General features: G+C 63.5%; 24 protein-coding genes and 2 pseudogenes. 16 read left to right on the plus strand and 10 right to left on the minus strand.

The genetic code is table 11. The features are described from left to right. Window positions 1-94: 94 nt before the first annotated feature. The gene (locus QMK22_RS12775; RefSeq protein WP_283498030.1) at window positions 95-2,041 is read right to left on the minus strand and encodes a sigma-54-dependent Fis family transcriptional regulator; all 1,947 of its coding nucleotides are present in this window, start codon (window positions 2,039-2,041) and stop codon (window positions 95-97) included. Window positions 2,042-2,207: 166 nt separating this feature from the next. Between QMK22_RS12775 and QMK22_RS12780 the strand changes: the two genes are divergently transcribed. From QMK22_RS12780 to QMK22_RS12800, 5 genes are all read left to right on the plus strand, one after another. After that, window positions 2,208-4,064, plus strand: coding sequence for a hydantoinase/oxoprolinase family protein (locus tag QMK22_RS12780; RefSeq protein ID WP_283498031.1), 1,857 nt, complete (start codon window positions 2,208-2,210; stop codon window positions 4,062-4,064). A gap of 28 nt (window positions 4,065-4,092) precedes the next feature. Continuing rightward, a complete protein-coding gene (locus tag QMK22_RS12785; RefSeq protein WP_283498032.1) occupies window positions 4,093-4,548 on the plus strand; it encodes an acetone carboxylase subunit gamma in 456 nt (151 codons plus the stop codon). Between the two features lie 2 nt (window positions 4,549-4,550). After that, window positions 4,551-6,677 (plus strand): hydantoinase/oxoprolinase family protein, encoded by a 2,127-nt coding sequence (locus tag QMK22_RS12790; protein ID WP_283498033.1) that lies wholly within the window; start codon window positions 4,551-4,553, stop codon window positions 6,675-6,677. 52 nt (window positions 6,678-6,729) lie between these two features. Beyond that, window positions 6,730-9,066, plus strand: coding sequence for a hydantoinase B/oxoprolinase family protein (locus QMK22_RS12795; protein WP_283498034.1), 2,337 nt, complete (start codon window positions 6,730-6,732; stop codon window positions 9,064-9,066). A 98-nt stretch (window positions 9,067-9,164) separates the two neighbouring features. Next, complete coding sequence (locus QMK22_RS12800; RefSeq protein WP_283498035.1) at window positions 9,165-9,968, plus strand: hypothetical protein; 804 nt, start codon at window positions 9,165-9,167, stop codon at window positions 9,966-9,968. On the opposite strand, the gene QMK22_RS12805 is transcribed toward QMK22_RS12800, so the two are convergent. From QMK22_RS12805 to QMK22_RS12815, 3 genes are all read right to left on the minus strand, one after another. Further along, window positions 9,965-10,684 (minus strand): DUF2461 domain-containing protein, encoded by a 720-nt coding sequence (locus tag QMK22_RS12805; RefSeq protein WP_283498036.1) that lies wholly within the window; start codon window positions 10,682-10,684, stop codon window positions 9,965-9,967. The genes QMK22_RS12800 and QMK22_RS12805 overlap by 4 nt on opposite strands. Window positions 10,685-10,693: 9 nt before the next feature. Further along, a complete protein-coding gene (locus QMK22_RS12810; protein ID WP_283498037.1) occupies window positions 10,694-11,263 on the minus strand; it encodes an HhH-GPD-type base excision DNA repair protein in 570 nt (189 codons plus the stop codon). Between the two features lie 98 nt (window positions 11,264-11,361). Beyond that, on the minus strand, window positions 11,362-12,750 hold the full coding sequence (locus tag QMK22_RS12815; RefSeq protein ID WP_283498038.1) for a hypothetical protein: 1,389 nt from the start codon (window positions 12,748-12,750) through the stop codon (window positions 11,362-11,364). A gap of 139 nt (window positions 12,751-12,889) precedes the next feature. Here QMK22_RS12815 and QMK22_RS12820 point away from each other — a divergent pair, with 139 nt between their 5' ends. Both QMK22_RS12820 and QMK22_RS12825 read left to right on the plus strand, forming a co-directional pair. Then, window positions 12,890-13,984 carry an S-(hydroxymethyl)mycothiol dehydrogenase gene (locus QMK22_RS12820; protein WP_283498039.1) on the plus strand — a complete coding sequence of 365 codons (1,095 nt, stop codon included), beginning with the start codon at window positions 12,890-12,892 and terminating at the stop codon, window positions 13,982-13,984. Further along, entirely contained in the window at window positions 13,984-14,613 is a 630-nt protein-coding gene (locus QMK22_RS12825) for an MBL fold metallo-hydrolase (protein ID WP_283498040.1), read from the plus strand. The genes QMK22_RS12820 and QMK22_RS12825 overlap by 1 nt, the downstream gene beginning before the upstream one ends. 162 nt (window positions 14,614-14,775) lie before the next feature. Here the strand turns inward: QMK22_RS12825 and QMK22_RS12830 are convergent. Further along, window positions 14,776-15,072 (minus strand): annotated as a pseudogene (locus QMK22_RS12830) (HigA family addiction module antitoxin); the annotation flags it as partial. A 37-nt stretch (window positions 15,073-15,109) separates the two neighbouring features. After that, window positions 15,110-15,187: pseudogene (locus QMK22_RS17585) on the minus strand (type II toxin-antitoxin system RelE/ParE family toxin); the annotation flags it as partial. 118 nt (window positions 15,188-15,305) lie between these two features. Between QMK22_RS17585 and tal the strand changes: the two are divergent. The 5 genes from tal (at window position 15,306) to QMK22_RS12855 (ending at window position 18,588) form a co-directional block, all read left to right on the plus strand. Continuing rightward, a complete protein-coding gene (gene tal / locus QMK22_RS12835; protein WP_283498041.1) occupies window positions 15,306-16,430 on the plus strand; it encodes a transaldolase in 1,125 nt (374 codons plus the stop codon). 76 nt (window positions 16,431-16,506) lie between these two features. Further along, window positions 16,507-17,067 carry a DUF488 domain-containing protein gene (locus QMK22_RS12840; RefSeq protein ID WP_283498105.1) on the plus strand — a complete coding sequence of 187 codons (561 nt, stop codon included), beginning with the start codon at window positions 16,507-16,509 and terminating at the stop codon, window positions 17,065-17,067. A gap of 2 nt (window positions 17,068-17,069) precedes the next feature. Further along, on the plus strand, window positions 17,070-17,360 hold the full coding sequence (locus QMK22_RS12845) for an MGMT family protein (protein WP_283498042.1): 291 nt from the start codon (window positions 17,070-17,072) through the stop codon (window positions 17,358-17,360). Further along, complete coding sequence (locus QMK22_RS12850) at window positions 17,360-17,941, plus strand: uracil-DNA glycosylase family protein (RefSeq protein WP_283498043.1); 582 nt, start codon at window positions 17,360-17,362, stop codon at window positions 17,939-17,941. The genes QMK22_RS12845 and QMK22_RS12850 overlap by 1 nt, the downstream gene beginning before the upstream one ends. A 164-nt stretch (window positions 17,942-18,105) precedes the next feature. Then, window positions 18,106-18,588, plus strand: coding sequence for a hypothetical protein (locus QMK22_RS12855; RefSeq protein ID WP_283498044.1), 483 nt, complete (start codon window positions 18,106-18,108; stop codon window positions 18,586-18,588). A gap of 81 nt (window positions 18,589-18,669) precedes the next feature. On the opposite strand, the gene QMK22_RS12860 is transcribed toward QMK22_RS12855, so the two are convergent. The 3 genes from QMK22_RS12860 to ychF form a co-directional block, all read right to left on the minus strand. Beyond that, the gene (locus tag QMK22_RS12860) at window positions 18,670-18,990 is read right to left on the minus strand and encodes a HigA family addiction module antitoxin (protein ID WP_283498045.1); all 321 of its coding nucleotides are present in this window, start codon (window positions 18,988-18,990) and stop codon (window positions 18,670-18,672) included. Further along, on the minus strand, window positions 18,965-19,186 hold the full coding sequence (locus QMK22_RS12865; protein WP_283498046.1) for a type II toxin-antitoxin system RelE/ParE family toxin: 222 nt from the start codon (window positions 19,184-19,186) through the stop codon (window positions 18,965-18,967). The genes QMK22_RS12860 and QMK22_RS12865 overlap by 26 nt, the downstream gene beginning before the upstream one ends. Window positions 19,187-19,280: 94 nt before the next feature. After that, window positions 19,281-20,354, minus strand: a complete 1,074-nt coding sequence (gene ychF / locus QMK22_RS12870; RefSeq protein ID WP_283498047.1) for a redox-regulated ATPase YchF — start codon at window positions 20,352-20,354, stop codon at window positions 19,281-19,283. A 63-nt stretch (window positions 20,355-20,417) separates the two neighbouring features. On the opposite strand from ychF, the gene QMK22_RS12875 reads away from it, so the two are divergent. Further along, entirely contained in the window at window positions 20,418-21,032 is a 615-nt protein-coding gene (locus tag QMK22_RS12875) for an exonuclease domain-containing protein (protein WP_283498048.1), read from the plus strand. A 106-nt stretch (window positions 21,033-21,138) separates the two neighbouring features. Beyond that, the gene (locus QMK22_RS12880; protein ID WP_283498049.1) at window positions 21,139-22,569 is read left to right on the plus strand and encodes a DNA recombination protein RmuC; all 1,431 of its coding nucleotides are present in this window, start codon (window positions 21,139-21,141) and stop codon (window positions 22,567-22,569) included. A gap of 137 nt (window positions 22,570-22,706) precedes the next feature. Here QMK22_RS12880 and glpX read toward each other — a convergent pair whose 3' ends face one another. After that, window positions 22,707-23,639 (minus strand): class II fructose-bisphosphatase, encoded by a 933-nt coding sequence (glpX, locus tag QMK22_RS12885; RefSeq protein WP_092108627.1) that lies wholly within the window; start codon window positions 23,637-23,639, stop codon window positions 22,707-22,709. 210 nt (window positions 23,640-23,849) lie between these two features. Between glpX and fbaA the strand changes: the two genes are divergently transcribed. Both fbaA and QMK22_RS12895 read left to right on the plus strand, forming a co-directional pair. After that, window positions 23,850-24,875, plus strand: a complete 1,026-nt coding sequence (gene fbaA / locus QMK22_RS12890) for a class II fructose-bisphosphate aldolase (RefSeq protein WP_283498050.1) — start codon at window positions 23,850-23,852, stop codon at window positions 24,873-24,875. 4 nt (window positions 24,876-24,879) lie between these two features. Further along, window positions 24,880-25,464 (plus strand): DUF6264 family protein, encoded by a 585-nt coding sequence (locus QMK22_RS12895; protein WP_283498051.1) that lies wholly within the window; start codon window positions 24,880-24,882, stop codon window positions 25,462-25,464. The last annotated feature ends 1 nt before the right edge of the window (window position 25,465 follow it).

Here is a 25,465-nt window from a genome sequence, read left to right on the forward strand (position 1 = left end):
AGTAACGCGCAAGCTCGTCATCGCAGTCGGGGCCTCCCTGGAGGCCCCGACTTTCGGTGTCCCGGTCGCGATCCGAACGGATCGCCTGCAGCGACTACGACTCCGTGACGGTGATACCGAAGCTTTTCAGCTTACGGTAAAGCGATGACCTCGCGATTCCCAGCGACTCGGCCGCGCGCATCCGGTTGCCTTCAGCCTTGTGCAGGGCACCGACGATGAGGTCGCGCTCGCCCGCTTCGAGCGCCGACAACACACGGGGCGCACCACCGTGGCAATAGGCCGGCAGATCTTCGGCTTGGATCGCTCCGACGGGTCGCGCGAGCAGGGCCGTGTCGAGCGCCTCTTCGAGCTGTCTGATATTGCCCGGCCAAGGATAGCGGGAGATGACCCGCATCGCTCCGGCACTCACGGTGGCGGGCCGCAACCCTGCCCGCCGCGCGAGAACCCGGGTGACGATGTCGGACAAATCGTTGATGCGATGCCGCAAGGGCGCCACCGTGACGGAGGTTTCGAAATGGTGCAGCAGGGCTGTGTACGGGCGCGCAGCGACCAGATCGGCCTGAAGATCGGGTTGCGACACCGTGACGGCGACGCCATCGGCGACGCCGTTCAACTCTTTGGCGGTCGTGGCGCGTGCGCTGAGAAAGGCGTCGAGTTGGGCGATGGCTGGTGGGTTGAGCCGATCAATATTGCGAAATATGTGAAGCGTGCACTGGCCGGCCGCACGCGAGGAGTCACGGTCGAGAAAATGTTGCAGGCCGTGGTCGTTCAGTTCATCGGCGCCGTAGACAGCGCTGCGACCGGTGGGCACGACATGACCAAACAGCTCCGCAACGAGCGATACCTTGCCGCCGCCCTCCTCGCCCAGAACGAGCAAAGCCGAGCCTGCAGTCAGCGCCGACACCACACTGGCCGATGCCCGCTTACCGAGCAACGATGACATGTCGCTAAGAATGGCCGCGACATCGTGCGATTCGCTCTCGCGCTCAGCTGACGGCGCCCGTGAGTGTTCGCTGAGCCGCGCGCTGGGTCGCGGCTCGCGCCTCGCAGGAGGCAGCAGGCTCAGACCGAACCCGGCCGCAGCAGCAGCCACGGCCACAGGCCCGACGCCGATTGCCGCCGCCGGCTCGGACACGATGTCAACGACCACGACAATACCGGCGACGTCGGGACCGACCACGACGCGCTTGCCGCGGATGTGCACGACTTTGCCGGAAGGGAGTTCAATCTCATCGATCGGCTGCCCCGGCGCGATCATCAGGTAGCGGGCGTGCTCGTGGATGGTCCACTGTTCATCGGGGGCGAACAGGCTCTGCGCCACCGCGTTGCCCATGACGACAGTTCCGCCGATCGCCATGACGGCACCGCGGGTGTGGGCATCCACCCGCACGTACGCCTCGAACAGGGCCTGCTGCCGCTGACTACGATCGACGAGCAGGTTGCGCTCGATCTCGTGGGCGGCCGAACGCACCAGGGATTGCATCAGCGGGCTGGAATGTTCGCTCAGGCAGCTGATGTCGAGCACCCCCTCGACCCGACCGGTCAGCGGGTCACGAATCGGACTCCCCGCGCAGGCGAACGGCTGCAAATGCTCCAGGTAATGCTCGGGACCCACAATATACAGCGGCTGGCCCGACTCCAGCACCGTGCCGATCCCGTTGGTTCCCACGTTGGCCTCGGCATAGTTGAAACCCGGAGCCAGCGACACGTCGTCGAGCAGGGTGCCGATCGTCCTGTCGGTTTCGGAGCGACTGAGGATTCTCGCCTTGTAGTCGGTGAGCACGATCGACAGCGGCATCTCGGCCATCTCGTCGCTCAGCCGGGCGATGACCGGTTCCGAGCAGCGCATAAGCCGGCCGGTGAGATCCAAATCGCCGTGAAACACCGCCTGAGATGATGCGGCATCGACTCCAGCCGAGACGGATCGGTGCCAGGAGGCCGCCACCAGACCGGGAACCGATTGGGTTTCGGCGCGACCGAAGCGCAGAAAATCGGCGCGCGCAGCAGCAATCTTGATTCGCCGTTCGGCGATTCTGTGCATATCGACTCCCTTGTGGACACTTCAAGCATGCGCCCTACCTGCCGCGAGCGCCAGCGGCGATGTGTCCCAATCTGGGACACGGCACGTTGCCACGGCGGAGGCACTGTTGATATCGAAGCTCCCCAGGGAGCATCGATCACTCACCACAAACCGCAAAGGAGCGCTCATGGAACGATTGATCAACATCGACAACGGTGGCACCCTCACCGACATTGTCGTCGCCAGCGGAACGGATTTCACGTTCACCAAGACACTCACGACCCCGGTCGATTTGTCCCAGTGTCTCTTCGACGCCATGACCAAGGCATCGGTTCAGATCTACGGCGAGGCGAACCTGCCCGACCTACTGCACTCGACCCAGCACATCCGCTATTCGTCAACGCAGGGCACCAACGCACTCGTGCAACGCAAGGGCCCGCTGATCGGGCTCATCACCGACGATCCCGCGCTGCCCGAGTTGCTGGGAAAGTCGGAGGAGACGGCCGCGCTGTTCACCGATCTGATCGGTAACCGAGTCGGCCTTGTCTCGGCCGACGGCGCCCCGGAGGAACTCGCCCAGCAGCTCGTCGCCGAGATCAACCGACTGACCACGGCCGGCGCGGAGCGTCTCGTTGTCGCCGCAGGTAGCTCAGAGCGCGAGCACCTGTTCAAGCGCACCATGCTCAAGAATTTTCCCCGACACCTTCTCGGCTCGGTGCCGATTCTGTTCTCCCGCGAATTCGCCTCGGACACGTCGCGACACCGTCAGGTCTGGTCGGGCATTCTCAATTCTTTTCTGCACCCGACGGTGGAGCGTTTTCTGTACAGCGCCGAACACCGGCTGCGTGCCTACAAGGTAAAAAACCCTCTTCTGATCTACCGCAACGACGGCGCATCCTCTCGTGTTGCCAAGTCCGTGGCGCTGAAAACCTACTCTTCGGGACCGCGCGGTGGGCTTGAGGGCACGCGTGCCCTCGCCGAGGCCTATGGGCTCGACAACGTGCTCATGATCGATGTCGGCGGCACAACAACGGATGTCGGCACCGTCTCCAACCGGGAGATCGCCGTCGACCGACGCGGATCGATCCAAGGTGTCGACATCTCGTATGAGATGAGCGACGTACGTTCGACCGGAGTCGGCGGCAGCTCAATCATTGCCGTGCACGACGGCGAGATCACGGTCGGACCGGAAAGTGTCGGAGCCGCGCCCGGACCGGCCTGCTTCGGTTTCGGTGGCACCTCGGCCACGATCACCGACGTCAACCTGCTTCTCGGAGTACTCGACCCCGCCACTTACCTGAACGGTGAAATGGCCCTCGACGCCGAGCGGTCGCGCGTGGTCATCATGAAGACCGTCGCCGACCCGCTGGGAATCAGCCTCGAGGAGGCGCTGATCCGCATGGAGGCCAGCTACTCCAGCCACCTGGCACAGTCCTTCGCCGACCTCGTGAGCCCCACCGGCGACACAACGCTCGCCGCTTTCGGTGGCGGCGGGCCGATGAGCGCCTGCAGTGCCGCGCGCATTGCCGGCGTACGCACCGTGCTGGTACCGCGGCTCGCCGCGGTGTTCTCGGCCTACGGCATCAGCTTCTCCGACATCGCCCAGTCGTACGAAACCCACGTGACCGGGTTCTCGGATGCCGAACTGAGCGCGGTGCGCATCGCGATGGAAGCGGATGCCGGCAAGGACATGTTCCAGGAAGGCCATGACCTCAGCGAATGCGAGCTGGATTGGACGACCATCGTCGAAGACGGCGAAGAGATCCTCTCCCTCAAGGCCACCTTCCAGTTGCCGCACCCGACCATCGACAGTGGTGCAGCCGCAGCGGCGAGCGCCGCCGTGGCCTCCGACACCCGACAGGTGCGCTCCACGGCCACCCAGATCGACAGCACCCCGGTCTACCTGCTCGACGACCAGAAGCCCGGTGCCACGGCGGCCGGGCCGGCCATCGTCGAGGGCCCCTTCTTCACTGCACGTGTGCCGCTTGGCTGGACCCTCACGGTCTCCGCTGCCGGCGACCTGCAGCTCACCGACACGTTCTAATTTGTTTCCCAAGGAAGGTACAAACAAAATGCGCGTTCCCATGACCGAATACCTGCTCATCGACCTCGACACCGAACGGTGGATCTGCCGCATCTGCGCTCACGACTTTGGTGACGCCCGCGGCAACTACAAGGAAGGCACCCTGGTCTACGACCGGGACCCCACGGAGATTCACCCCCCGGTGATTGACCCGGAAAAGTACGAGTTCACCTTCTCTCCCGACCCGACCTTCTGCCGCATCCTGGAGTTCTACTGCCCCACCTGCGGCACCCAGATCGAGGCCGAGTACCTGCCGCCGGGGCACCCCCCGACCGTTGACATGCTCTGGGACATCGACTCGCTGCGCGAAAAGTGGGAAATCCACGGTGGCAACCCCGAAGAGGTCATCAATTACGGTCCGGGCGAGAACGCCGAGACCGACCTCAGCGCCCAGTTTGATACCTCGTCCGCACATTCCCACGCACACCGCACCGAAGGGCACTGACCGTGAAACGAATTTCCGTAGACATCGGCGGCACATTCAGCGACTGCTTCTTCGTCTGGGACGACGTGTACATCGAGTCGAAGGCACTCACCACCCATCACAACCTCGCCCTCGGCTTCAACGAAGCCCTCGACCGGGCCTGTGAGCGGGCCGGCATCACACGGGAAACCGCGCTCAAAGAAGTCGACTCCGTGCGCTACGCGACCACCCTCGGCACCAACGCCCTGATCGAGGGCAAGGGACCGCGGGTCGCCGCTATTGTTACCCACGGCTTCGAAGACACCATCCCGCTCTCCCGCGGCCGCGGCTACGGCGAAGGACTCGACGGCGTCAAGCAGGGCGATATGCCCGATGCCCAGCGTCCCGAACCGCTCGTGCCGCGCCGGCTCATCCGTTCGGTCAAGGAACGCATCGACTCGGTCGGCGAGGTGCTCGTGCCGTTGATGTACGACGATGTGCGCACCCAGGTGCGCGAACTCGTTGACAACGGTGCAGAGGCCATCGTCATTGCCTTGACCAACGCCACCGAGAACTCGGTGCACGAGGACCGCATTCTCGAGATCATTCTCGACGAGTACCCCTCGCACGAGCTCGGGTCGATTCCGGTACTGCTCAGCAGCCAGGTCTCGGGCCGCAAGGGCGAATATGTGCGGGCGATGGCCACCATCGTCGACGCTTTTCTGCACCAGACGATGTTTTTCGCTCTCAACCAGCTCTCGAACAACCTGCGCGATTCCGGCTATGAAAAGCCCATGCTTGTCATCCACAACTCGGGCGGCATGGCGCAGCCCAATTCAACGGATGCCCTGCAAACAATTCACTCCGGACCGATCGCCGGCGTCGGCGCAGCCCAGCACCTGTCGGAATCGACCGGGCTCGGCGACGTCGTGTCGATGGACATGGGCGGTACCTCGTTCGACATCGGGCTGGTACCCGAGGGAGGGGTGCGGCACTACGACTTCCAACCCACCATCGGGCGTTGGATGGTCTCGGCACCGATGATCCACCTCAACACCCTCGGCGCCGGCGGCGGCTCCATCGCCGCTTACAACCGCATTCACCACGCGATTCAGATCGGACCGGAGTCGGCCGGTAGTGACCCGGGCCCGGCCTGCTACGACCGCGGCGGATTGCGCCCCACCGTGACCGATGCCGACCTTGTGCTCGGCTATCTCGACCCGGACAACTACGCCAACGGTCACATCAAGCTCAACAAGAAGCGCTCGATCTACGTGATTGACGAGACGCTCAGCGACGAGCTCGACCTGGACGCGGTCGAAGTTGCCAAGGTGATCAAGAAAACCGTTGACGAGCAGATGGCGATCGGCATCGAGAAGGAGCTGCGTTCGCGTGGCGGCCTGATCGAGGATTACACCATGCTCGCCTACGGCGGCAACGGCCCGTTGCACGCCTGCGGCATCGCGACCAGCGCCGGCATTAGCCGCATTCTGTTTCCCCCGTTCGCCTCCGTATTCTCGGCGCTCGGTGCCGGCAACATGCGTCCACTGCACATCCACGAACGCAGCGCCTACGTCGTGCTCTACGAGGCGATCAAGCGCAGCCTGTACAGCGAGTACGCGGCACTGAACGGGTACATCGAAGAACTCGAAGCCAAGGGTGCCGAAGACCTGGTGCGTCAGGGCTACGACCGCGCCGATGTGCGCTACCGCCTCGAAATGGACATGCGCTACGGCAACCAGCTCGTCACCACGGCCGTCGCGTTCGACATCAACCGGGTCAATGGGGTCGCCGATGTGCTGCACCTGATCAAAACGTTCTCCGAAATATTCGGCGAGCGCTACGGCGAGGGCACGCAGGCACCTGAGGCCGGCATCCGGGTGCAGACGATTCGAGTGGCGTCGTTCATCGAGGGCGAAGTCATTAAGTTCGAGTCGATCGAGATCGGCGGCGAAAAGAGCAAACCAGCCCCGGTCTCACACCGTACGGTGCACTTCACCAGCATTGCCGGCCCGGTCGACACCCCCGTTTACGATGCCGAGGCGCTCCACCACGAATACGTGATTCACGGTCCGGCGATTGTCACGACCGAGAACACGACCTATCTGGTGGAACCGGGCTGGCGCCTGGAGCCGACCGTGCAGGGAGCGGTATGGCTGCTCAGCGACTAAGCGTTCCCACCATCCCCGTCACACTTCGCATAAGCAAAGGAGCTTGAGCACCATGACACTGACAACTGACGAATTCGTACCAAGCAGTGGAAACGACGACGGCGCAGCCCAGCTGCTGACCGAGCAGGAGCAGCAGTGGGTCGACAAGTTCATGGACGAGACCACTCTCTTCCTCGGACCTGACCCGGCCATTATGCGCCACCACGAAATCATGCCGCGCACCGCCTACGAGGAGAAGTGCATCTCCGAGGGCATCGACCCGCTGGAGATCGACCGGATCCGCAAGCGCCTGGCCGGCGCCCTCGACGAAGCGTTCGAGATGTGCGAGAGCATGGGCGCCGCTCCCGGCGCCAAATGGGCGGACCTGTCCTGCGCGGTCTATACCGCCGAGGGTGACGTCACCTATCTCTCCAATCGTGGCGTCATCGCGTTCTCCTCGGTGCTGCACCACCCCATCCGCTACATCATGAAGAACTGGAAGGATGAGCCCACCGTCGGTATCAACGAGGGTGACGGTTTCTTCCACAACGACTCCCGCTTCGGTATGGTGCACAACACCGACCAGTCGATGCTGGTGCCGGTCATTCGTGGCGGAGTCATCATCGCCTGGGTTGGCGCGACCATTCACGAGGGTGAAAACGGCGCCTGCGAGCCGGGCGGTATGCCCAGCGGCTCCGAAACACCTTTCGATGACGGCTTGCGGGCCTCGCCGATCAAGATCGTGGAAAAGGGCCACCTGCGGCGCGACCTGCTGACCTTTCTGCAGCACTCCACCCGCGACCCGAAACTCATGCTCGCCGACATCAAGGTGAAAATGGGCGCCGTGCGCCGCATCATGGACACCGTCGACCGTCTCATCGACGAGGTCGGGCAGGAGACATTCGTTGCCTCCCTGCGCGTCACCGTGGAAGACGTTGAGACCGAGGTGCGCCGCCGCATCGGCGAACTGCCCGACGGCACGGTTACGTTCAACCAGTTCGTCGACTCGACGCTGAAAGAAAACATCCTGATCAAGTTCGCCTGCAAGATCACCATCAAGGGCGAGCGTATGATCGTGGACCTCACCGGTACCGGCCCCGAAATTCTCAACCGCGCCATCAACTCCCCGCTCGCCTCGACCAAGGCGTTCATGGTGCAGGCGATTCTGTCGTACTGGTGGCCCGACCTGCCACGCTCCACCGGAGCGATGAGCCCGATTGAGGTCATCACCGAAGAGCACAGCTGGGCGGATGCCGGGTACGACGCCCCCGTCGGCCAATCACTGCAGGCCTCCTTCCGCGGTTTCTCCGCCTTGCAGAGCGCGTTCGCCAAGATGCAGTTCTCGGCACCGCAGAAATACTCCAACGTCGTCGCGCCCTGGTTCAACCAGATCAACGACTTTCTCTGGGGCGGCACCACCCAAAACGGCGAACAGGTCGGTAACCTGTGCGCCGACCTGAACGGCATGGGCGGCGGAGCGAAGGCTTTCCGTGATGGTGAGGACGCCGTTGCTCCGCTGTTCTGCGCGATGGCCGACATCGGCGAGCAGGAAGTCATGGAAGAGGAGGTGCCCTTCCTGCAACTCGTCAGTAAGCGTCTCGTTCGTGACAATCAGGGCTTCGGCAAGTTTCGCGGAGGCATGGGCTACGAAATGATGGTCGCCTCGCGCGGCACACCCAGCTGGGGCTTCATGACCGTCACGAGCGGATCGAAGTTCTCCTCCGTGCCCGGCATGTTCGGTGGCTACGGTTGCCCCGTGTACCCCCTCGCGATGGTGAAAAATGTCAACATCTACGACATCATCAAAAAGGATCCGACGCAGTTCAACCTCTCGATGGAACGAGTGATGAACGAGCAGCCGTTTGAGGGCGGCGACTACCAGTCCTCGCACATGGGGTTGCAGTTCGACGTGGCGAAGGAGGGCGAGCTCTACATGATCGCCCAGGGAGCGGGCGGCGGCTACGGCGATGTGCTGGAGCGCGACCCGGAGCTCGTGGTGACCGACCTGGAACTCGACCGCATTAGCGCCCACACGGCGTCGACCATGTACGGCGTGGTCTGGGAGCCCGGCACCTACGTCGTGCACGAGGAGCAGACCGCCCAGTTGCGGGCGCAGATGCGGCGCGATCGCATTTCGCGCGGCACTCCCTACAAGGAGTTCGTGCAGAAGTTCGTGCAGGAAGAGCCGCCGGCCGAGCTGCACTACTTCGGTTCCTGGGGCCAGGACGACGACGAAAACCTGATCGCCACCCACTGGGGTGGAGCAGAACCGGAACGGGTCAAGGGCAAGCTCGCCGAGCTCCCGCTGATCATGGTTCCGGACCGTCGGGTACTCAAGATCACCAAGCTCGAGGCCCGCGTGCGGGAACTCGAAAAGAAGTACGGCGAAGTCGTCGCGCACAAGTCCTAATATTCACTAGCTGACCCGCGGCTGCGGGGCCGTCTCCTTACGGCCCCGCAGCCGCGGGTCGAACGTTTTGTTTGTTTGTTTGATTGATGGGAGAAACCGTGACGATTTCGCTAAATGAGCTCCTGGCCGTGCCAACGTCGGGCCGCCGTCGGGCCGTGGTGCTGGACAGCCACGATTATGCGCAATCCGTGTTCTTGCAGGGCAAGCCCGTGCCGTGGCAGGAACCGATGGCGTACGCGAATTTTTTCGGCCAGGTTCAGGGCGTTCTGAAGTCTGACCTTGCATTGCTGAGCCTCGATCGATTTTACGCCGAGCGTGTAGCGGCCGACCCGAAACTACAAGCATCAATGGGTGCCAAGTCCCGTACCGGCTATGCACTCCGCACCCTGCTCAACGATGCCGACACGACCGCGTTCGTCATCGAACTCGCCACGGTCTTCAGTCAGACCCAGCGGGTGCCGGTCGTGCTGCAAATTCCGTCGCCCATGCAATGGTTGGCGCGCACGCATCCGTTTTCGGGAGCGACCGACGTGTCGGGGCTCGATGCCGACAACGCCGAAAACGCCTCCATGTACGTCGCCGACTGGCTACGCGGATTCGCCGCACTGCCACTGATGGCGGTCATGCTCGACGATCGCGGGCCCACGGTCGGAACGGCACCGGTGCCCCTGTCGACGTATTCGCCAATCGCGAATGTCACCGATCATTACCGGTGGGCACTCGCCCAGCGCCACGATGACCGGGTCGAGCTGCACGGCAGTGAGCTTCGCGGCGCCGTGATCGGAGCGGATTTCTGGTCGACCGACACGGCAGCGCTGCCGGACGGCGATTTTCTCGTGGGTGAAGTGCCGCTCGCGGCCGTTCCGGAGCAAGTCCTCTCCCGCATCTCGGCGCTGGACTAGGCGGAACGCCGCCGCCCCGTGGCAGCTTCTTGCTCGAGCGGGGTGGCCGTAGCCAAGGGAATATTCAGAAAGTCGATGAGGGGCTGCAACGCTCGAAATCTCTCCACAACAAGGTCGATGAAGTTCTCCTCCAAGGCCACGTCGCCCGGCAGCATCGCCAACAGCGCCCAGCTGCGATTGAGCAGCAGATCGGCTGCCGGGTGGTCGATCGGAAACCCGCGCGGTGGGCGGCTGAGTTTGTTGCCCTCCAGCGGTTCCGCCAGCGTGCGAAGCGCTGGCGCCGCCAGCAGCGCGCGCAACTCAACGTGATGGTCGAGGATATAGTCGCGGATGGCACGCAGTTGCGGCGCCTGGGGTGCATACGCACCGCCGGCCACCATGACGCCGTGCACCCCCACCTGCAGAAAATACCCGGCTCCCCCGGTCTTTTCCAGCCCGTGCCGCGGCCAGGATGCAGCGAGATGGGTCTTGTAGGGAGTCTTGTCTTTCGAGAAGCGGACGTCGCGATAGATGCGCAGCATGGCCTTCTTCGACGGGCGAACGTGGTCGCCGGCAAAGTCTCCCATCGCATCGTTGAGAGCGTCGATCACCGTGAGCATGCATTGTTTCAGCTCGACCTCGTAGGTCGGTTTGTGCGCTTCGAACCATTCACGTTCGTTGCGGTGTTCGAGTTCGTCGAGAAAGTCGAATGTCTGCGCGCTGAAATGGGGCTTCACCACGCGAGACTACGCCTTTGCGGCCGCCTTCGCGGCACGCTTGGTCTCCCGCACGCGGGTGAGTGATTCGGGGTCGACGATGTCGGCCACCGATCGAAAGGCTCCGTCCTCCCCATAGGGAGCGGATGCTTCGCGCCAGCCAGCCGCATCGACCCCGAGTCGCTTGCCGAGCAGCGCAAGAAAGATTTTCGCTTTCTGCTCGCCGAACCCGGGCAGTGCTTTGAGCCGACGCAGAATCTCGGGTCCCGAGGGGGAACCGGCGGTCCAGATTGCGGTCGTGTCGCCGTTCCAGGTGTTCACGATGACTTCGGAAACCTCTTGCACGCGTTTGGCCATCGACCCCGGAAAACGGTGCACGGCCGGAGACTGCCGAAATACCTCGACAAAGGCATCCGCGTCGTAGCCGGCGATCGTCGCCGGGTCGAGCGCTCCGATGCGAGCCTGGATCTTGGCCGGGCCGACGAAAGCGGTCTCCATGGCGATCTGCTGGTCGAGGAGCATGCCAACGAGCAGAGCAAATGGGTTCTCGCTGAGCAGGGTGTCTGCGGCGGCATCATTGGTGAGGTGCAGTGTCGTCATGCGCCCATTGTGCCACTGCCCGGCTGGCATCGCGTGCGCTACCTATATAACCGTGCCAGAGCGCGACAGAGGAACGCGCACGTGTTGCGGTGCACTCGTTACGCTGTGGCGCGCTGGGCTGTCCAATACTCGGCGATATCGGAGATGAGCTTCTGGGTGGCGTCGGTACCATCGGAGCGGGTCGCCGTGAAATCGTCGCCGCCCGCATTCCAGGTGACCGCGAAGATGATGGGGCGGTCGAAGACGTCGATCGTGACCGGTCGGGTTTTCCACAGCTCGCTGGCCAGAACGACGTCGACGATCTGATGCCCTTTCGCGGCGGTGTACTCGGGTGGGAGAAACTTCACCGCGGTGGGAGAAATATACATGGCAACGGCGCCGGTACCGAGTTTCGCGACGCTATCGAGCAGGGCAAGCTGTTCCGGTACGGTGCCGTCACCGTTCACGTACAGCGAGCGTTGCTCGGTGTTGACCGTGACCATGCCCAGACCGGCGGGCCGGGGCTCGGCGTTGATAGCCGTAACGACCGCCGCGTAGCGATCGACGTCATCCACGGTGACGCTGATCGTTCCCTCCTCCGTTCGGTCTTGCGTGACGCCGGGCAGAGCATCAAGGAAATCCAGGAACGGGCCGTAAGCGGCCGTCGCCACGCTGACCACGCGGGTGGACGACGAATACGTGTCGCCCCCGACTGACACTGTGAAGGTGCTCGCTGCGAGCGTGGGTTCAGCGACGAGGGCTTGCAGTGTGGCAGCTACGCGCTTCAGAGCTGCGGCATCCACGAGCTCGACCGTGGCGTCCCCGCACATCGAGACGTCCATGGACGTGACCGTGGTATCGGCGAGTAGATCTCCGGCCACGGCCACGAGTGCATCATTGGTGGCGCACGTCGCCGACGTAGCATCCGCAGCATCCGCTGAGCGCGTGCGCGCATCGTTCGACACCGAGAAACCCGCTGTGTCGCCCGTGCTGGAGACGTCGACCGGCAGCTCGTTGGCGGCGCTGTACCCGGCATAAGCGGAGAGAATTTGGTCCTTGGCCGTGTACAGGCCCCGACCAGAAGACGAGACATACCCCGAGGTGACCGTGGGATCGTTCGCCATGACCAGCCAGCTGTCGGCCAGGCTCGAGGTTGTGGTCGCGTTGTGATCAACTATTACCGATACGTCGTGATACTGCAGCGAGATGCTCAGGTCGTTTTTGTCGACGAGGTATTCCGCAGAGTCCCGGGCGAGCCGGCGAGCCTGGTCGTCGGTGGCGGAGTCCTTGATCTCTGCTGTCACGGTGGGATCGCACATCGCCTCGCAACCGGCCAGGCGCATCGAGGAGGACTGCACGATGGGGTGTTCGAGCATCCACTTGTTCGCGGCGTTGCCCTGAGGCGAGCAGGCGACGAGTGCGATCGTTGCCGTCAGACAGAGTGTGACGGCCGCGATTCTATGCGCGCGGGAGCGTGCCGATCGACTGAAGATGCGATTGAGCGTCACGCGTTACCTCCGGGAGTCTCTCCTAGATTGACACAACCACACCGCTCCGGTGGCGCAATTCTGGCCAACACCCGATCAGGATGATTCGCTAGGTTGGTCTTCAACCGTTTCGATTGCCCCGCATTTCACGAGGAGCTCCATGCCCATCACCGTCCAAGGCGCGATCGCCCGTTCCAAGGGTGCTCCCGTCGAGCTCACCGACATCGTCATTCCCGATCCCGGACCGGGCGAGGTCGTCGTCGACATCGACACCTGCGGCGTCTGCCACACCGACTTCCATTACAAGGAGGGCGGGATCAATGACGACTTCCCGTTTCTGCTCGGCCACGAAGCCGCCGGCCGGGTAAGCATCATCGGTGCGGGCGTCACGCACGTTTCTGTCGGCGATTTCGTCGTGCTTAACTGGCGGGCCGTCTGCGGCGACTGCCGCGCCTGCAAGCGGGCCGAGCCCTGGTATTGCTTCAACACCTTTAATGCCGCGCAAAAGATGACCCTCACCGACGGCACCGAGCTCAGTCCGGCGCTGGGTATCGGCGCATTCGCCGAGAAGACCCTCGTGCACGAACGCCAGTGCACCAAGGTGAACCCCAACGCGGACCCCGCCGCGGTCGGTCTCCTCGGCTGCGGCATTATGGCCGGCATCGGCGCAGCCATGAACACCGGTCATGTCTCCCCCGGCAACTCGGTGGCCGTGATCGGCTGTGGCGGCGTCGGCGACGCAGCCGTGGTCGGTGCCGCTCTCGCCGGGGCATCCACCATCATCGCGATCGACCGCGACGCCAAGAAGCTCAATAAGGCCACCGAGTTCGGCGCCACGCACATTATCGACTCCTCAGGGCTCGACGAGGCCGGCGTGGTTGCGGCCGTTCAGGCGCTCACCGGCGGCTTCGGCGCCGACGTCGTCATCGACGCGGTCGGCCGCCCCGAAACCTGGCGGCAGGCGTTCTACGCCCGCGACCTGGCCGGCACCGTCGTTCTCGTTGGTGTGCCGACGCCCGACATGATGCTCGAGATCCCTCTGCTTGACGTGTTCGGCCGCGGCGGCTCGCTCAAGTCCTCCTGGTACGGCGATTGCCTGCCGGAACGCGACTTCCCGATGCTCACGGAGCTTTACCTGCAGGGCAAGCTGCCGCTGGCCGATTTTGTGAGCGAACGTATCGGAATCGAAGACATCGAGGCGGCCTTCGCCAAGATGGCCTCCGGCGACGTGCTGCGTTCCGTGGTGGTGCTGTAATGACCGCCCGCATCGACCATCTGGTGACCGCGGGCACGTTCAGCCTCGACGGCGGAACGTGGGCATTGGAGAACAACGTCTGGATCATCGGCGACGACACCGAGTGTGTCGTCATCGACGCCGCCCATGATGCGGATGCCATCCTCGCGGCCGTCGGCAATCGCCGACTGCTCGGCATTCTCAGCACGCACGGGCACAACGACCACATCGGAGCCGCGGGAGCGGTCGCCGAAGCAGCGGATGCTCCAATCTATTTGCACCCCGATGACCGGATGCTGTGGGACGTCATCTACCCGCAGGATGCGCCGGTTCGCGACTTTGCCGACGGAGCGCGCATCAGCGTGGCCGGCGTCGAGCTGCAGGTCATCCACACCCCCGGGCACTCGCCGGGTTCGGTCTGCTTGTACGCTCCGGCGTTGGGCACCCTGTTCAGCGGGGACACACTGTTTCACGGCGGACCGGGTGCGACCGGCCGCTCGTACAGTGACTTCCCCACGATCATCGAATCAATCAGCACGAGGCTGCTCACCCTGCCCGCCGACACCGTCGTGAACACCGGCCACGGCGAGTCGACCAGTATCGGGGCCGAGGCCCCGGATCTGGCCGACTGGATCGCGCGCGGACACTAGGGGCGCCCCGCGGGCTGCTCACCCCGAACCGTCTGGGCCACCGTGTGCAGCAAACACAGCGCGTCCGGCACCACTGAGTCAACACCGCCCATATGCAGACGCACAGATCGGGAGGACCCGCATTGGCGGGGGGAATGCGGAAGGAGGTTCACGCGCCCCGAAGGGGGCGATGGCGTTAATTTCGCCTGCCACACAATCCTCAGCGACATCGAGGTCGAACTGGGACTGCAGGTTGAGCCAGAACTGCGCTGATGTTCCAAAGTATTCGGCCAAGCGTAGGGCGGTATCGGCCGAGATACCGTGCTTTCCATGGACGATCTCGTTGATCCGTCGCGGCGGAACGCGGATCGATACGGACAGCTTGTTCTGGGTGATGCCGAGCTCCTCAATGAAGTCCAACATAAGGACTTCGCCCGGGTGAATCGGCGCGAGCTTGTCGCTCTTGTCAGTGATAGTCATTGATCTCTACCTCCTCTGGGCCACCGTCGGTCCACAATTAACAGATCCGCCACTGGTCATTGATCCTGATGCTGTACTGGCCGGCTCGGTCGTCCCTCAGCCGCTCAAGCCGTGAGCGACAACTCGAACAGACGTCAACGGACACACAGTGACAGACGCATACTTCTAAAACGATCAATCTTGACAGAAATCATGACTGCGCATAGCGTCGAAAGCGAAGTGAGGAGTTGGGCATGGGCGAGCACTCGGGTTCGAATACGGCGGCCCTCTCTTCCGCCGGGGTGAGCATCTGGCTCGACGACCTGTCCCGGGCGCGCATCTCATCGGGCGGCCTCAGAACTCTCATCGCCGAGCGAAACGTGGTGGGCATCACCACCAACCCGACGATCTTCGCGGCAGCACTGGCAGGCGGGAATGCCTACATCGAGCAGCTCGCCGTGTTGGCGGCCGCAGGCGCATCGGTGACCGAGACGGTGTTCGCACTCACAACCGCGGATGTCGCCGCTGCCTGCGATGTCTTCCTGCCTGTGTACGAGGCCACGGACGGGCTCGATGGGCGGGTGTCGATCGAGGTCAGTCCGGCGGTCGCCCATGACGCGGCGGCCACCCTTGAGGAGGTCGAGCGTCTGCACGCCGCAGTCGCGCGCCCGAACGCCTATATCAAGATCCCCGCGACCGAAGAGGGGCTGGAGGCGATCGCCGAGGCCACCGCGCGCGGGATCAGCGTGAACGTGACCCTGATCTTCAGTCTTGACCGCTACCGCGGTGTCATCGACGCCTACCTCGACGGTCTCGCGCGCGCCTACGCGGCCGGGCTCGATTTGGCCGGCATCCGTTCCGTGGCGTCGTTCTTCGTCTCCCGGGTCGACACGGAGGTGGACCGGCAGCTGGAGCAGATCGGGACACCGTCGGCCCTGGGACTGCGGGGTCTGGCCGGTATCGCCAACGCGCGTCTGGCCCACGAGCTGTTCGTCCGAGAGTTCTCGACCGTTCGAGCCACCCGTCTGCTTGACCTCGGTGCCCACCGGCAGCGTCCGCTGTGGGCCTCCACGGGCGTGAAGAACCCTGCGCTGCGGGACACCCTCTATGTGGAGGAGCTTGTCGTGTCCGGCGTGGTGAACACAATGCCGGAGAAGACCCTGGAGGCTTTCTCCGACCACGGTCAGGTTCGTGGGGATACCATCACCGGCGGCTACGGGCCGGCACGGCAGTTGCTCGAGAACCTGAGCGCGCTCGGGATCTCCTACGACGAGGTGACCGCCACCCTAGAGAGAGAGGGCATCGAGAAGTTCGCCGCTTCCTGGGCCGAGCTCACCGCAACGGTCACTACGGCATTGCGCGCGAACCAGCCACAATGACCGTGCTGACAGGAGCACCCGTGTCGGGGTTGCCGGGCGGCGATCACGCGCGTTGGAACTCAGTGATCCGGTGTCCATGACGAGGGAGCGGTCAATCGGGCGTGCAGTGCCGCAGGTGTTCACGATCGGTCACTCCACTCGTGAACTTGATGAGGTACTGGCGATGCTGCGTGCGAACGGGGTGACCGATCTGGTGGACGTGCGCGCGTTCCCCTCGTCGAGGAAGTATCCGCAATGGAACCAGGTCGCGATCGAGGAGGCATTGCCCTCGGACATCGGGTACCGGTGGATCCGGGACCTCGGTGGCCGCAGACACACGCCGACCGGCGTGCCGAGCCCAAACGGTGCGTGGAGGGTCAAGTCATTCCGTGACTACGCTGACTACATGGCGACCGAGGCGTTCCACTCAGGCCTCGCTGAGCTGCGACGGATCGCGGACGAGTCGACACCGGCGATCATGTGCAGCGAGGCAGTGCCGTGGCGGTGTCACCGGCGATTGATCACGGACGCGCTCATTGTCGCCGGGGTGGAGGTCTTCGACATCATGTCAGTCTCGTCGACCCGGCGGGCTCTAATGGACGCATCCGCGCTGGTGCAGGACGGAACGATCACCTATCCCGAAGCTGGAAGAAGTTGAGCATGAACGCGGTCGCGGAAGTCCGCGCAGTGGTCTTGGCGATCCCGACCGGACGCGTCGCAGCATACGGCGACATCGGACGGGCACTGGGAATAGGGCCTCGGCAGGCGGGTCGGGCCGTCGCGTCACTGGCCGACGACGTACCCTGGTGGCGGGTCGTTTACGCCGATGGCACGTCGGCCACGTGCCATGCAGGAGCAGCGCGCGCGCTTTTCGAAGTGGAAGGCGTTCCGTTCCGTGATGGCCGCGTCGACATGTCTACGGCCCGTATCGACGTCGTCCACTGTCCCTGATGGACCCGTTCGACGCGATCAGACAGTCCATTGTCGACGACGAGGGCAATGCGGTCATGCAACAGAACGGATGGCAGCCTGTGTATGCGGCGTCCGCGCGGGCCAAGATCGCGGTGATTGGGCAGGCGCCCGGACGCAAGGCGCAGGCGAGCGGTGTGCCGTGGGACGACGCCAGCGGGAAGAGGTTGATCGACTGGCTGGGCGTCACAGAGGAGCAGTTTCGGAATCCTGGATTGTTCGCGCTGCTGCCGATGGATTTCTACTATCCTGGTGCCGCCCGCAGCGGCGATCTGCGGCCTCGAAGAGGGTTCGCTGAACGGTGGCATCCGCCGTTGTTCGCGCTGATGCCCGACATACGGTTGGTCCTGCTGATCGGCCGCTATGCGCAGATTCAGTATTTGCCGTTGGCCCGACAGAAGACGCTGACAGACATCGTGCGCGACTATCGACGATTCATTCCCGAGCGGTTTCCGCTCGCGCACCCGTCGCCGCTGAACTTCCGCTGGCTGGCAAAGAACCCGTGGTTCGTCGCCGACGTTCTCCCGGAGCTGCGCACGCACGTTCGCGCCGCACTCCAATAGCTACGGGTCAAAAGGGGTATGGGCCGGGCATGGCATTCCCCAGTGCCCCGGCGGCCCGCTGGCACGCCTCGAGCTTCGGGCACACTTCACCAGCACCGGTTCGTTCATTCAGCCACGCCGACACACCAGGGGCACGACGGTGGTCCTCCTATCTGGCCGACGGGATGGAGCTGGCCGACTCAACGGATTGGTTCGAACTCTGGGATCGACATGCGGAATCCGAAAGGTCAGTCGAGCCAGCCCCGATACCCGCGCGCGGCCGTCTTGACCCGCTGACCGCACGCGCGTTCACCGACACACTCATGCTGCAGGCATCCCCCGATACAGTGCTGCACTGTTTGTACTGGGAAGGATATGGCTCCGTTTCCACTGATTCAGGCGGCCCGATTGTTCATCAATTCGGCCATGACTTTGTCAGCAGCGACCTCACGATTCGACAATTGATGCGGAAGGCGACATCCGACCGAATTCCGGAATTCGCCCATGACGACCTGGGGAACTTCGCCTGGGGCACCAACCTCTACCCCGACTCGCTCATCATCGCGAGCACAGAGCCGATCTACCGTGCGCTTATCAATGACCCGCGGCTGGACACAGTGATGATCAGGAGAGAGTCGGACCTCCTGCCCGTGAGCTCCGGAGACTGAAGACCGCCCGCCTCCTGGCCTCAATCCGCCACTCGAGGTACACGATGATGAGGCAGTCCCGGTCGACAAACTGTCAGGTAGTCACGCGACCTTCAGCGGTGTGATCAATGCAACCTTGTCCCGCAGCGCCCGGCGCTCGCGACGCAGCTCATAGTGTGACTGCAGGTTCATCCAGAACTCTTCCGATGTTCCGAAGTACCGCGCCAGGCGTATGGCTGTGTCAGCCGTGATGCCCCGCTTGCCGTGCACGATCTCATTGATCCGGCGCGGCGGCACCCCAATGCTGACCGCGAGCTTGTTCTGCGTGATCCCGAATCCATCGATGAAGTCTTCCATCAGGATCTCTCCCGGATGGATCGGCTCGATCATGTCATTCTCAGTGGTAGTCGACGAGTTCGACATTGTCCGCTCCTCCTTCTCTCCAGACGAAGCAGATGCGCCACTGGGCGTTCACCCGAATGCTGTACTGACCTCGACGGTCACCGACCAGCCGCTCCAAACGATTCCCCGGCGGTATCCGAAGATCCTCGACATCCTTGGCCGCGTTGACCAGTTCCAGTTTCCGCAGCGTGGGCTCGCTGTACGGTCCGGTCGACACCCTTGACGTGCTGCTCGTGCCAGATCTTTTCAGTGTCCTTGCTGCCGAACGACCTGATCACGTGACCAATATATAACGGTCAACGTCAATAACGCTAGACGTTAAACCTGAACTCCACCACGTCGCCGTCTTGCATGACGTATTCCTTGCCCTCGATGCGGGCTTTCCCCTTGGACCGAGCCTCGGCGATCGATCCGGCGGCCATGAGGTCCTCGAAGGAGAAAATTTCGGCCTTGATAAAGCCCTTCTGAAAGTCGGTGTGAATGACACCGGCGGCCTGCGGCGCGGTCCAACCCTTGTGGATGGTCCAGGCGCGGCACTCTTTCGGACCGGCCGTGAGGTAGGTCTGCAGGCCGAGGGTGTCGAAGCCGATCCGGGCGAGCTGGTCGAGGCCACTCTCGGACTGGCCGGTTGAGGCCAGCATCTCGGCGGCGTCTTCGGCATCGAGTTCGCTCAGTTCGCTCTCGAGTTTGGCGTCGAGGAACACGGCGTTCGCCGGGGCGACGAGCGCGGCGAGGGTGTCGAGCTTGGCCTGGTCCTGCAGCACCTCCTCGTCAACATTAAAGACGTAGATGAACGGCTTGGCGGTCAGCAGACCGAGTTCGCTGATCGGATCAATGTCGAGCGTCGACGACGACAGCGGCTGGCCGGCATCCAGAATGGCCTGCGCCTTGAGCGCGGTCTCAAGAACGAGCGGCGCCATCTTGCGGCCCTTGACCTCTTTCTCGAAGCGCAGCACGGCCTTCTCGAGGGTCTGCAGGTCGGCGAGAATCAGCTCGGTGTTGATTGTTTCCATGTCGCCGGCCGGGTTGACCTTGCCGTCGACGTGCACGACGTCAGGGTCGGCGAATCCCCGAATGACCTGAGCGATGGCATCCGCTTCTCGAATATTGGCCAGGAACTTGTTGCCCAGCCCCTCCCCCTCACTGGCGCCGCGCACGATGCCGGCGATGTCGACGAACGACACCGGTGCCGGCAGTAGCGCCTTGCTGCCATAAATGGTGGCGAGGTCGGCCAGGCGCGAATCGGGAAGGTTCACGATTCCAACGTTGGGCTCGATCGTTGCGAACGGGTAGTTCGCTGCGAGCACGTTGTTCTTGGTCAGGGCGTTGAAGAGGGTGGACTTTCCCACGTTGGGGAGTCCGACGATTGCAATTGTAAGAGCCACGAGAGATTATTCTACCGGCCGCGTCGCCGTCGGCTCTGTCGGTGGCCCATGAGAGCATAAAGCGTGCTGAATTTCACCGCGATCGATTTCGAAACCGCCAACTCCTCGGGCGCTTCGGCGTGCTCCGTCGGCATGGTGAAAGTGCGTGACGGCGTGGTCGTCGACACGGCCTATTGGCTCATTGCGCCCCCGCCTGGTCACGACACGTTTTCCGAGTGGAACACCCGTATTCACGGCATTACCGCAGCGGATGTCGTGGGTGCCGCCAGCTGGTCCGAGCAGCTTCCGCGGTTGGTCGCCTTCGCCGACGGTGACCATCTCGTGGCGCACAATGCCGGCTTCGACCTCGGTGTGATTAAAACGGCGTCGCTCGTGACCGATCAGCCGGTGCCCGATTTTCATTACGTCTGCAGCCTGCAGGTGGCTCGCCGAACCTATCATCTCGAGTCGTATCGGTTGCCGATCGCGGCCATGGCGGCGGGCTTCGAGGACTTCTCGCACCACAATGCCCTGGCCGACGCCGAGGCGTGCGCGGCCATCATGATTCATGCGGCCAAGCGCCACGAGGTCGACACACTCGAGCGGCTGGCTCACGTGACGCGGGTCAAGGTCGGAGTGATCGGGCCGGTCGCCACCAAAGAACATGCCTCAACGCACGGTCCGATGGCGCTCAATTAGGCAGATTCACACCAGAGCACTCTTCCGCAAAGCGAATCTACGCCAGCAATTCGCCTGATCCGAGTGTCATTCCGACGATGTCGGTGGGCGCTGACAGACTTAAGGCATGGATCCACTGCTGAGTTTGATTGTCGGTCTCGTCATCGGTGCCGCACTGGGGGCGCTGCTGGCCACTGTGCTGCTGCAACGCCGTCGCGCGGAAGGCGCCAGCAACCCGGGTGATAATTCCGTCGTGCTCGAGGCCCGACACCAGATGGCCCTCGCCGAGGCACGGGCGAGTGAGGCGACAGTGCGGGCAGCCTTGCAGAGTGAGCTGTCCGCCGCACTCGCCACCGTCGATGGACTCAACGCGCAAATCGATCATGACCGGGCCACGGCACGTGAAGTCGTTGATCGGCAGCGTTCCGACCAGCAGCTACAGTCCGAACGGGAGAAGCGGGAGCACCTCGTGTTGGAGGCCCTCAGCCCGGTGCGGGAGACCCTGCGCACCATGCAGGAGAAGGTCACCGAACTAGAGTCCCAGCGCAGCGAACAGTACGGTTCTCTCGCTGAGCAGCTCAAGCAGGCCCAGATCTCCGACCAGCAGCTGCGGGTGACCACCGAATCACTCGCCAGCGCGCTGCGTTCCAACAGCACGCGCGGGGTGTGGGGTGAAACCCAGCTGCGGCGCGTGGTCGAAGCGGCCGGCCTGGCCCAATACGTGGACTTCAACACCCAAACCAATATCACGACGGATGCCGGGCTCGGCCGGCCGGACATGGTGGTGCGCCTGCCCGGCAACAAATCGATCGCGATCGACGCGAAGGTTCCGCTTGAGCACTACATCGAGGCCAGCACGATTCCCTACACGGCCACCGGCGAGGAGGGCGCACGTCGCAAAACGCTCATCGACAAGCACGTGAAGGCGGTACGCGCCCACATCGATGCCCTCGCCAAAAAGACCTACTGGGAAGGCTTCGATGCCAGCCCGGAGTTCGTGATCGCCTTCATACCGAGCGAGTCCCTGCTGTCGGCAGCGCTCGAAGCTGATCCGTCGATTCTGGACTACTCGTTCAGCAAGCGGGTGGCTCTGGCGTCGCCGGTGAACCTCTGGGCGGTGCTCAAGACGGTCGCCTTCACCTGGCAGCAGCAGGCGGTGACCGATGAAGCGCAAAAGCTTTTCGATCTCGGCAACGCTCTGTACCAAAGGCTCGGTGCGTTGTCCGGCCACGCCGAGTCGCTGCGCAAAGCGCTGGAACGAACCGTGGACAGCTACAACAAGTTCGCCAATTCACTCGAGTCTCGAGTGCTTGTGACCGCTCGGCAGTTTCCGGGGATCGACCAGACCAAGATCGGACTGCTGACCGAACCGGCCATCATCCACGATTCACCACGCAAACTGACCGCGCCCGAGTTCGAAGCTCGGGCAGCCGCTCCTGATCCAGAATCGCCGAATCCGGAAACGCCCGGCGCTTCAGACCTCGAAGCCGCTGAGCTGGATGCCGTCGATCGGGAGCTGACCGACCTTGAAGAAACCGCCGCCGACGTGCGGGTGTGACCAGCACCCTGCACGTCGAACAAAAAACTGCACGCCCCGAGTCTGGTCAATCAGACTCGGGGCGTGCAGTTTGCCTGAGCAACCAGCAGCTAGCAACTAGCAACTAGCAACTAGCAACTAGCAACCGATTGGACCGGTTACAGCCACTTCTCGGCGAGGTGCTCCGCAATGACACGACGAGCCGTGCCCGAACGTGAACGCAACACGATGCTCTCGGTGCGAATCATCGGGCCCTTACGACGCACGCCGTCGACGAGCCCGCCATCGGTGACACCGGTGGCCACGAAGAACGTGTTGTCGCCGCTGACCATGTCGTCAATCTCGAGCAGCTTGTCAATGTCGAGCCCGGCCGCGACGCCCCGGGCGCGTTCGGCGTCGTCCTTCGGGGCGAGACGACCCTGCATGTAGCCGCCGAGCGCCTTAAGGGCGCAGGCCGTGGTGATACCTTCCGGGCTTCCGCCGATACCGACGCACATGTCAATACGAGTCTCGTAGCGCGCCGCGTTGATGCCGCCGGCAACGTCGCCATCGAGCATGAGTCGGGTTCCGGCACCGGCACTGCGAATCGCATCGATCAGGCCGGCATGGCGGGGGCGGTCGAGTACGGCGATGGTCATTTCACCGATCGGCTTCTTCATGGCCTGGGCCAGATCACGAATGTTGTCGGCAATCGACTGGTCGAGGCTGACGACGCCGCGCCCGGCTGCGCCGGTGACGATCTTGTCCATGTAGAAAATCGACGAAGCGTCGAGCATGGTGCCGCGGTCCGAAACCGCGATCACGGAGACGGCGTTCTGGCGGCCGGCGGCCGTGAGGCTCGTGCCGTCAATGGGGTCAACGGCGATGTCGCAGGCGGGGCCGCGGCCGTTGCCGACATGCTCGCCGTTGAAGAGCATCGGGGCTTCGTCTTTTTCGCCCTCACCGATGACGATGAGGCCATCGAAGTTGACGGTGCCGAGGAAGGCGCGCATCGCGTCGACGGCGGCCTTGTCAGCGGCGTTCTTGTCGCCGCGGCCGATGAAGGGCACGGCGCGGATAGCGGCGGCCTCGGTGGCACGCACGAGTTCCATGGCGAGGTTGCGGTCGGGGTGTTGAAAGAGGGTGGCGGTCTCTGTGCTGTTCACGAAAGGTCCTCCCGGACGTTAGTTCGACTTCGATAACGACGGATGCGCGGCGGATCGCGCGGATTGTCCGCCCGAGTCACCTTATCGCGACAGACCACACCGAGGCGGGCGTGGCTAGACTCATGTCAAACCCCCGCACACTTTCGAGGAGAAGCAATGCCTATCGCAACCCCCGACCAGTACGCCGCCATGCTCGATAAAGCCAAGACCAGCGGGTTCGCCTACCCGGCGTTCAACGTGTCGTCATCGCAGAGCATCAACGCCGTTCTCCAGGGCCTCACCGAGGCCGGATCCGACGGCATCATTCAGGTCACCACCGGAGGCGCCGACTACTTCGCCGGCCACACCGTGAAGAACCGTGCCTCCGGCGCGCTCGCCTTCGCCCGCTTCGCCCACTCGGTCGCCGACAACTACCCGATCACCGTGGCGCTGCACACCGACCACTGCCCCGAAGGCGCCCTCGGCGACTTCGTCATTCCGCTCATCGAAGCCTCGGAGTCGGCGGTTGCCGATGGTGGGAACCCCATTTTCCAGTCGCACATGTGGGACGGTTCGGCCATCGCGCTCGACAAGAACCTGCAAATCGCCACTGACATCCTCAAGCGCACCCGCGCGATCAACGCCATTCTCGAAGTTGAGATCGGCGCCGTCGGCGGCGAAGAAGACGGCGTTCAGGCCGATGTGAACGAGAACCTGTACACGACCCTCGACGACGCGATCAAAATGGTCGAAGCTCTCGGCCTCGGCGAGCAGGGCCGCTATATGGCCGCTCTGACCTTTGGCAACGTGCACGGCGTGTACAAGCCCGGCAACGTGAAGCTGCGCCCGGAACTCCTCAAGGAGATCCAGACCGGCCTCTCCGCCAAGTTCGGGCTCGCCGCCCTCCCTCTCGACCTCGTCTTTCACGGCGGTTCCGGCTCAACCGATGCCGAAATCGCCGAGGCCGTCGCCAACGGCGTCGTCAAGATGAACATCGACACCGACACCCAGTACGCCTTCACCCGCTCCATCGCCGACTACATGTTGAAGAACTACGACAGCGTGATCAAGGTCGACGGCGAAGTCGGCAACAAGAAGATTTACGACCCGCGCGCGTGGGGCAAGGTGGCCGAGTCAGCCATGGCCGCCCGCGTCGTTGATTCCACCCGTCAGCTCGGCTCCGCCGGGCACTCAAACAGTTAGAGCAATGTCAGAGAACCCGGACTCCGTTCCTTCCCCCGCAAAAGACCCACGTCCCCGCCCGCAGTACGGCGAACTCGCCCCTGAGGGCTGGACGTGGCAACCTCCGCGGGAAGACGACCGGGTTGACCCCGCTCCCGCCCCCGCCGTAGGGGCGGGAGCTGGTGCGCCACCGCACGCCGGCAACCATCCCGTTGCGGAACCGCCGCTGCCGTCTGGTCGACGCCCCGTGCCCGGTTGGGACCGGCCGCTGACCATCGGACTACTCACGTTCGGACTCATCGCCACCCTGTATGGAGCGTTTTCGCTCGGCGCCCTACCCGACGCAATGCAGGTCTTGTACACCCAGCAGGACCTCGGCACCTACACCCCCGCAGCCGGCATCGGTTTACTGACGTCGGTCGGCGCTATCGCCGTGGTGTTCATCTGGCTGGTCGCCGCCGCCGTGTCGGTGCGTCTGCTGCTGCGGCGCCGCCGGGCGTTCTACGTATCGCTGATCGGTGGTGCGGTGTCAACGGTAACGATGTTCGCTTTCATGCTCGCCGCGATGCTCAACGACCCGACCCTAATCGAGTTCCTCAGCCGTCAGTAGC

The sequence above is a fragment of the Cryobacterium sp. PH29-G1 genome (assembly GCF_030063365.1).
Classification (GTDB): Bacteria; Actinomycetota; Actinomycetes; order Actinomycetales; family Microbacteriaceae; genus Cryobacterium.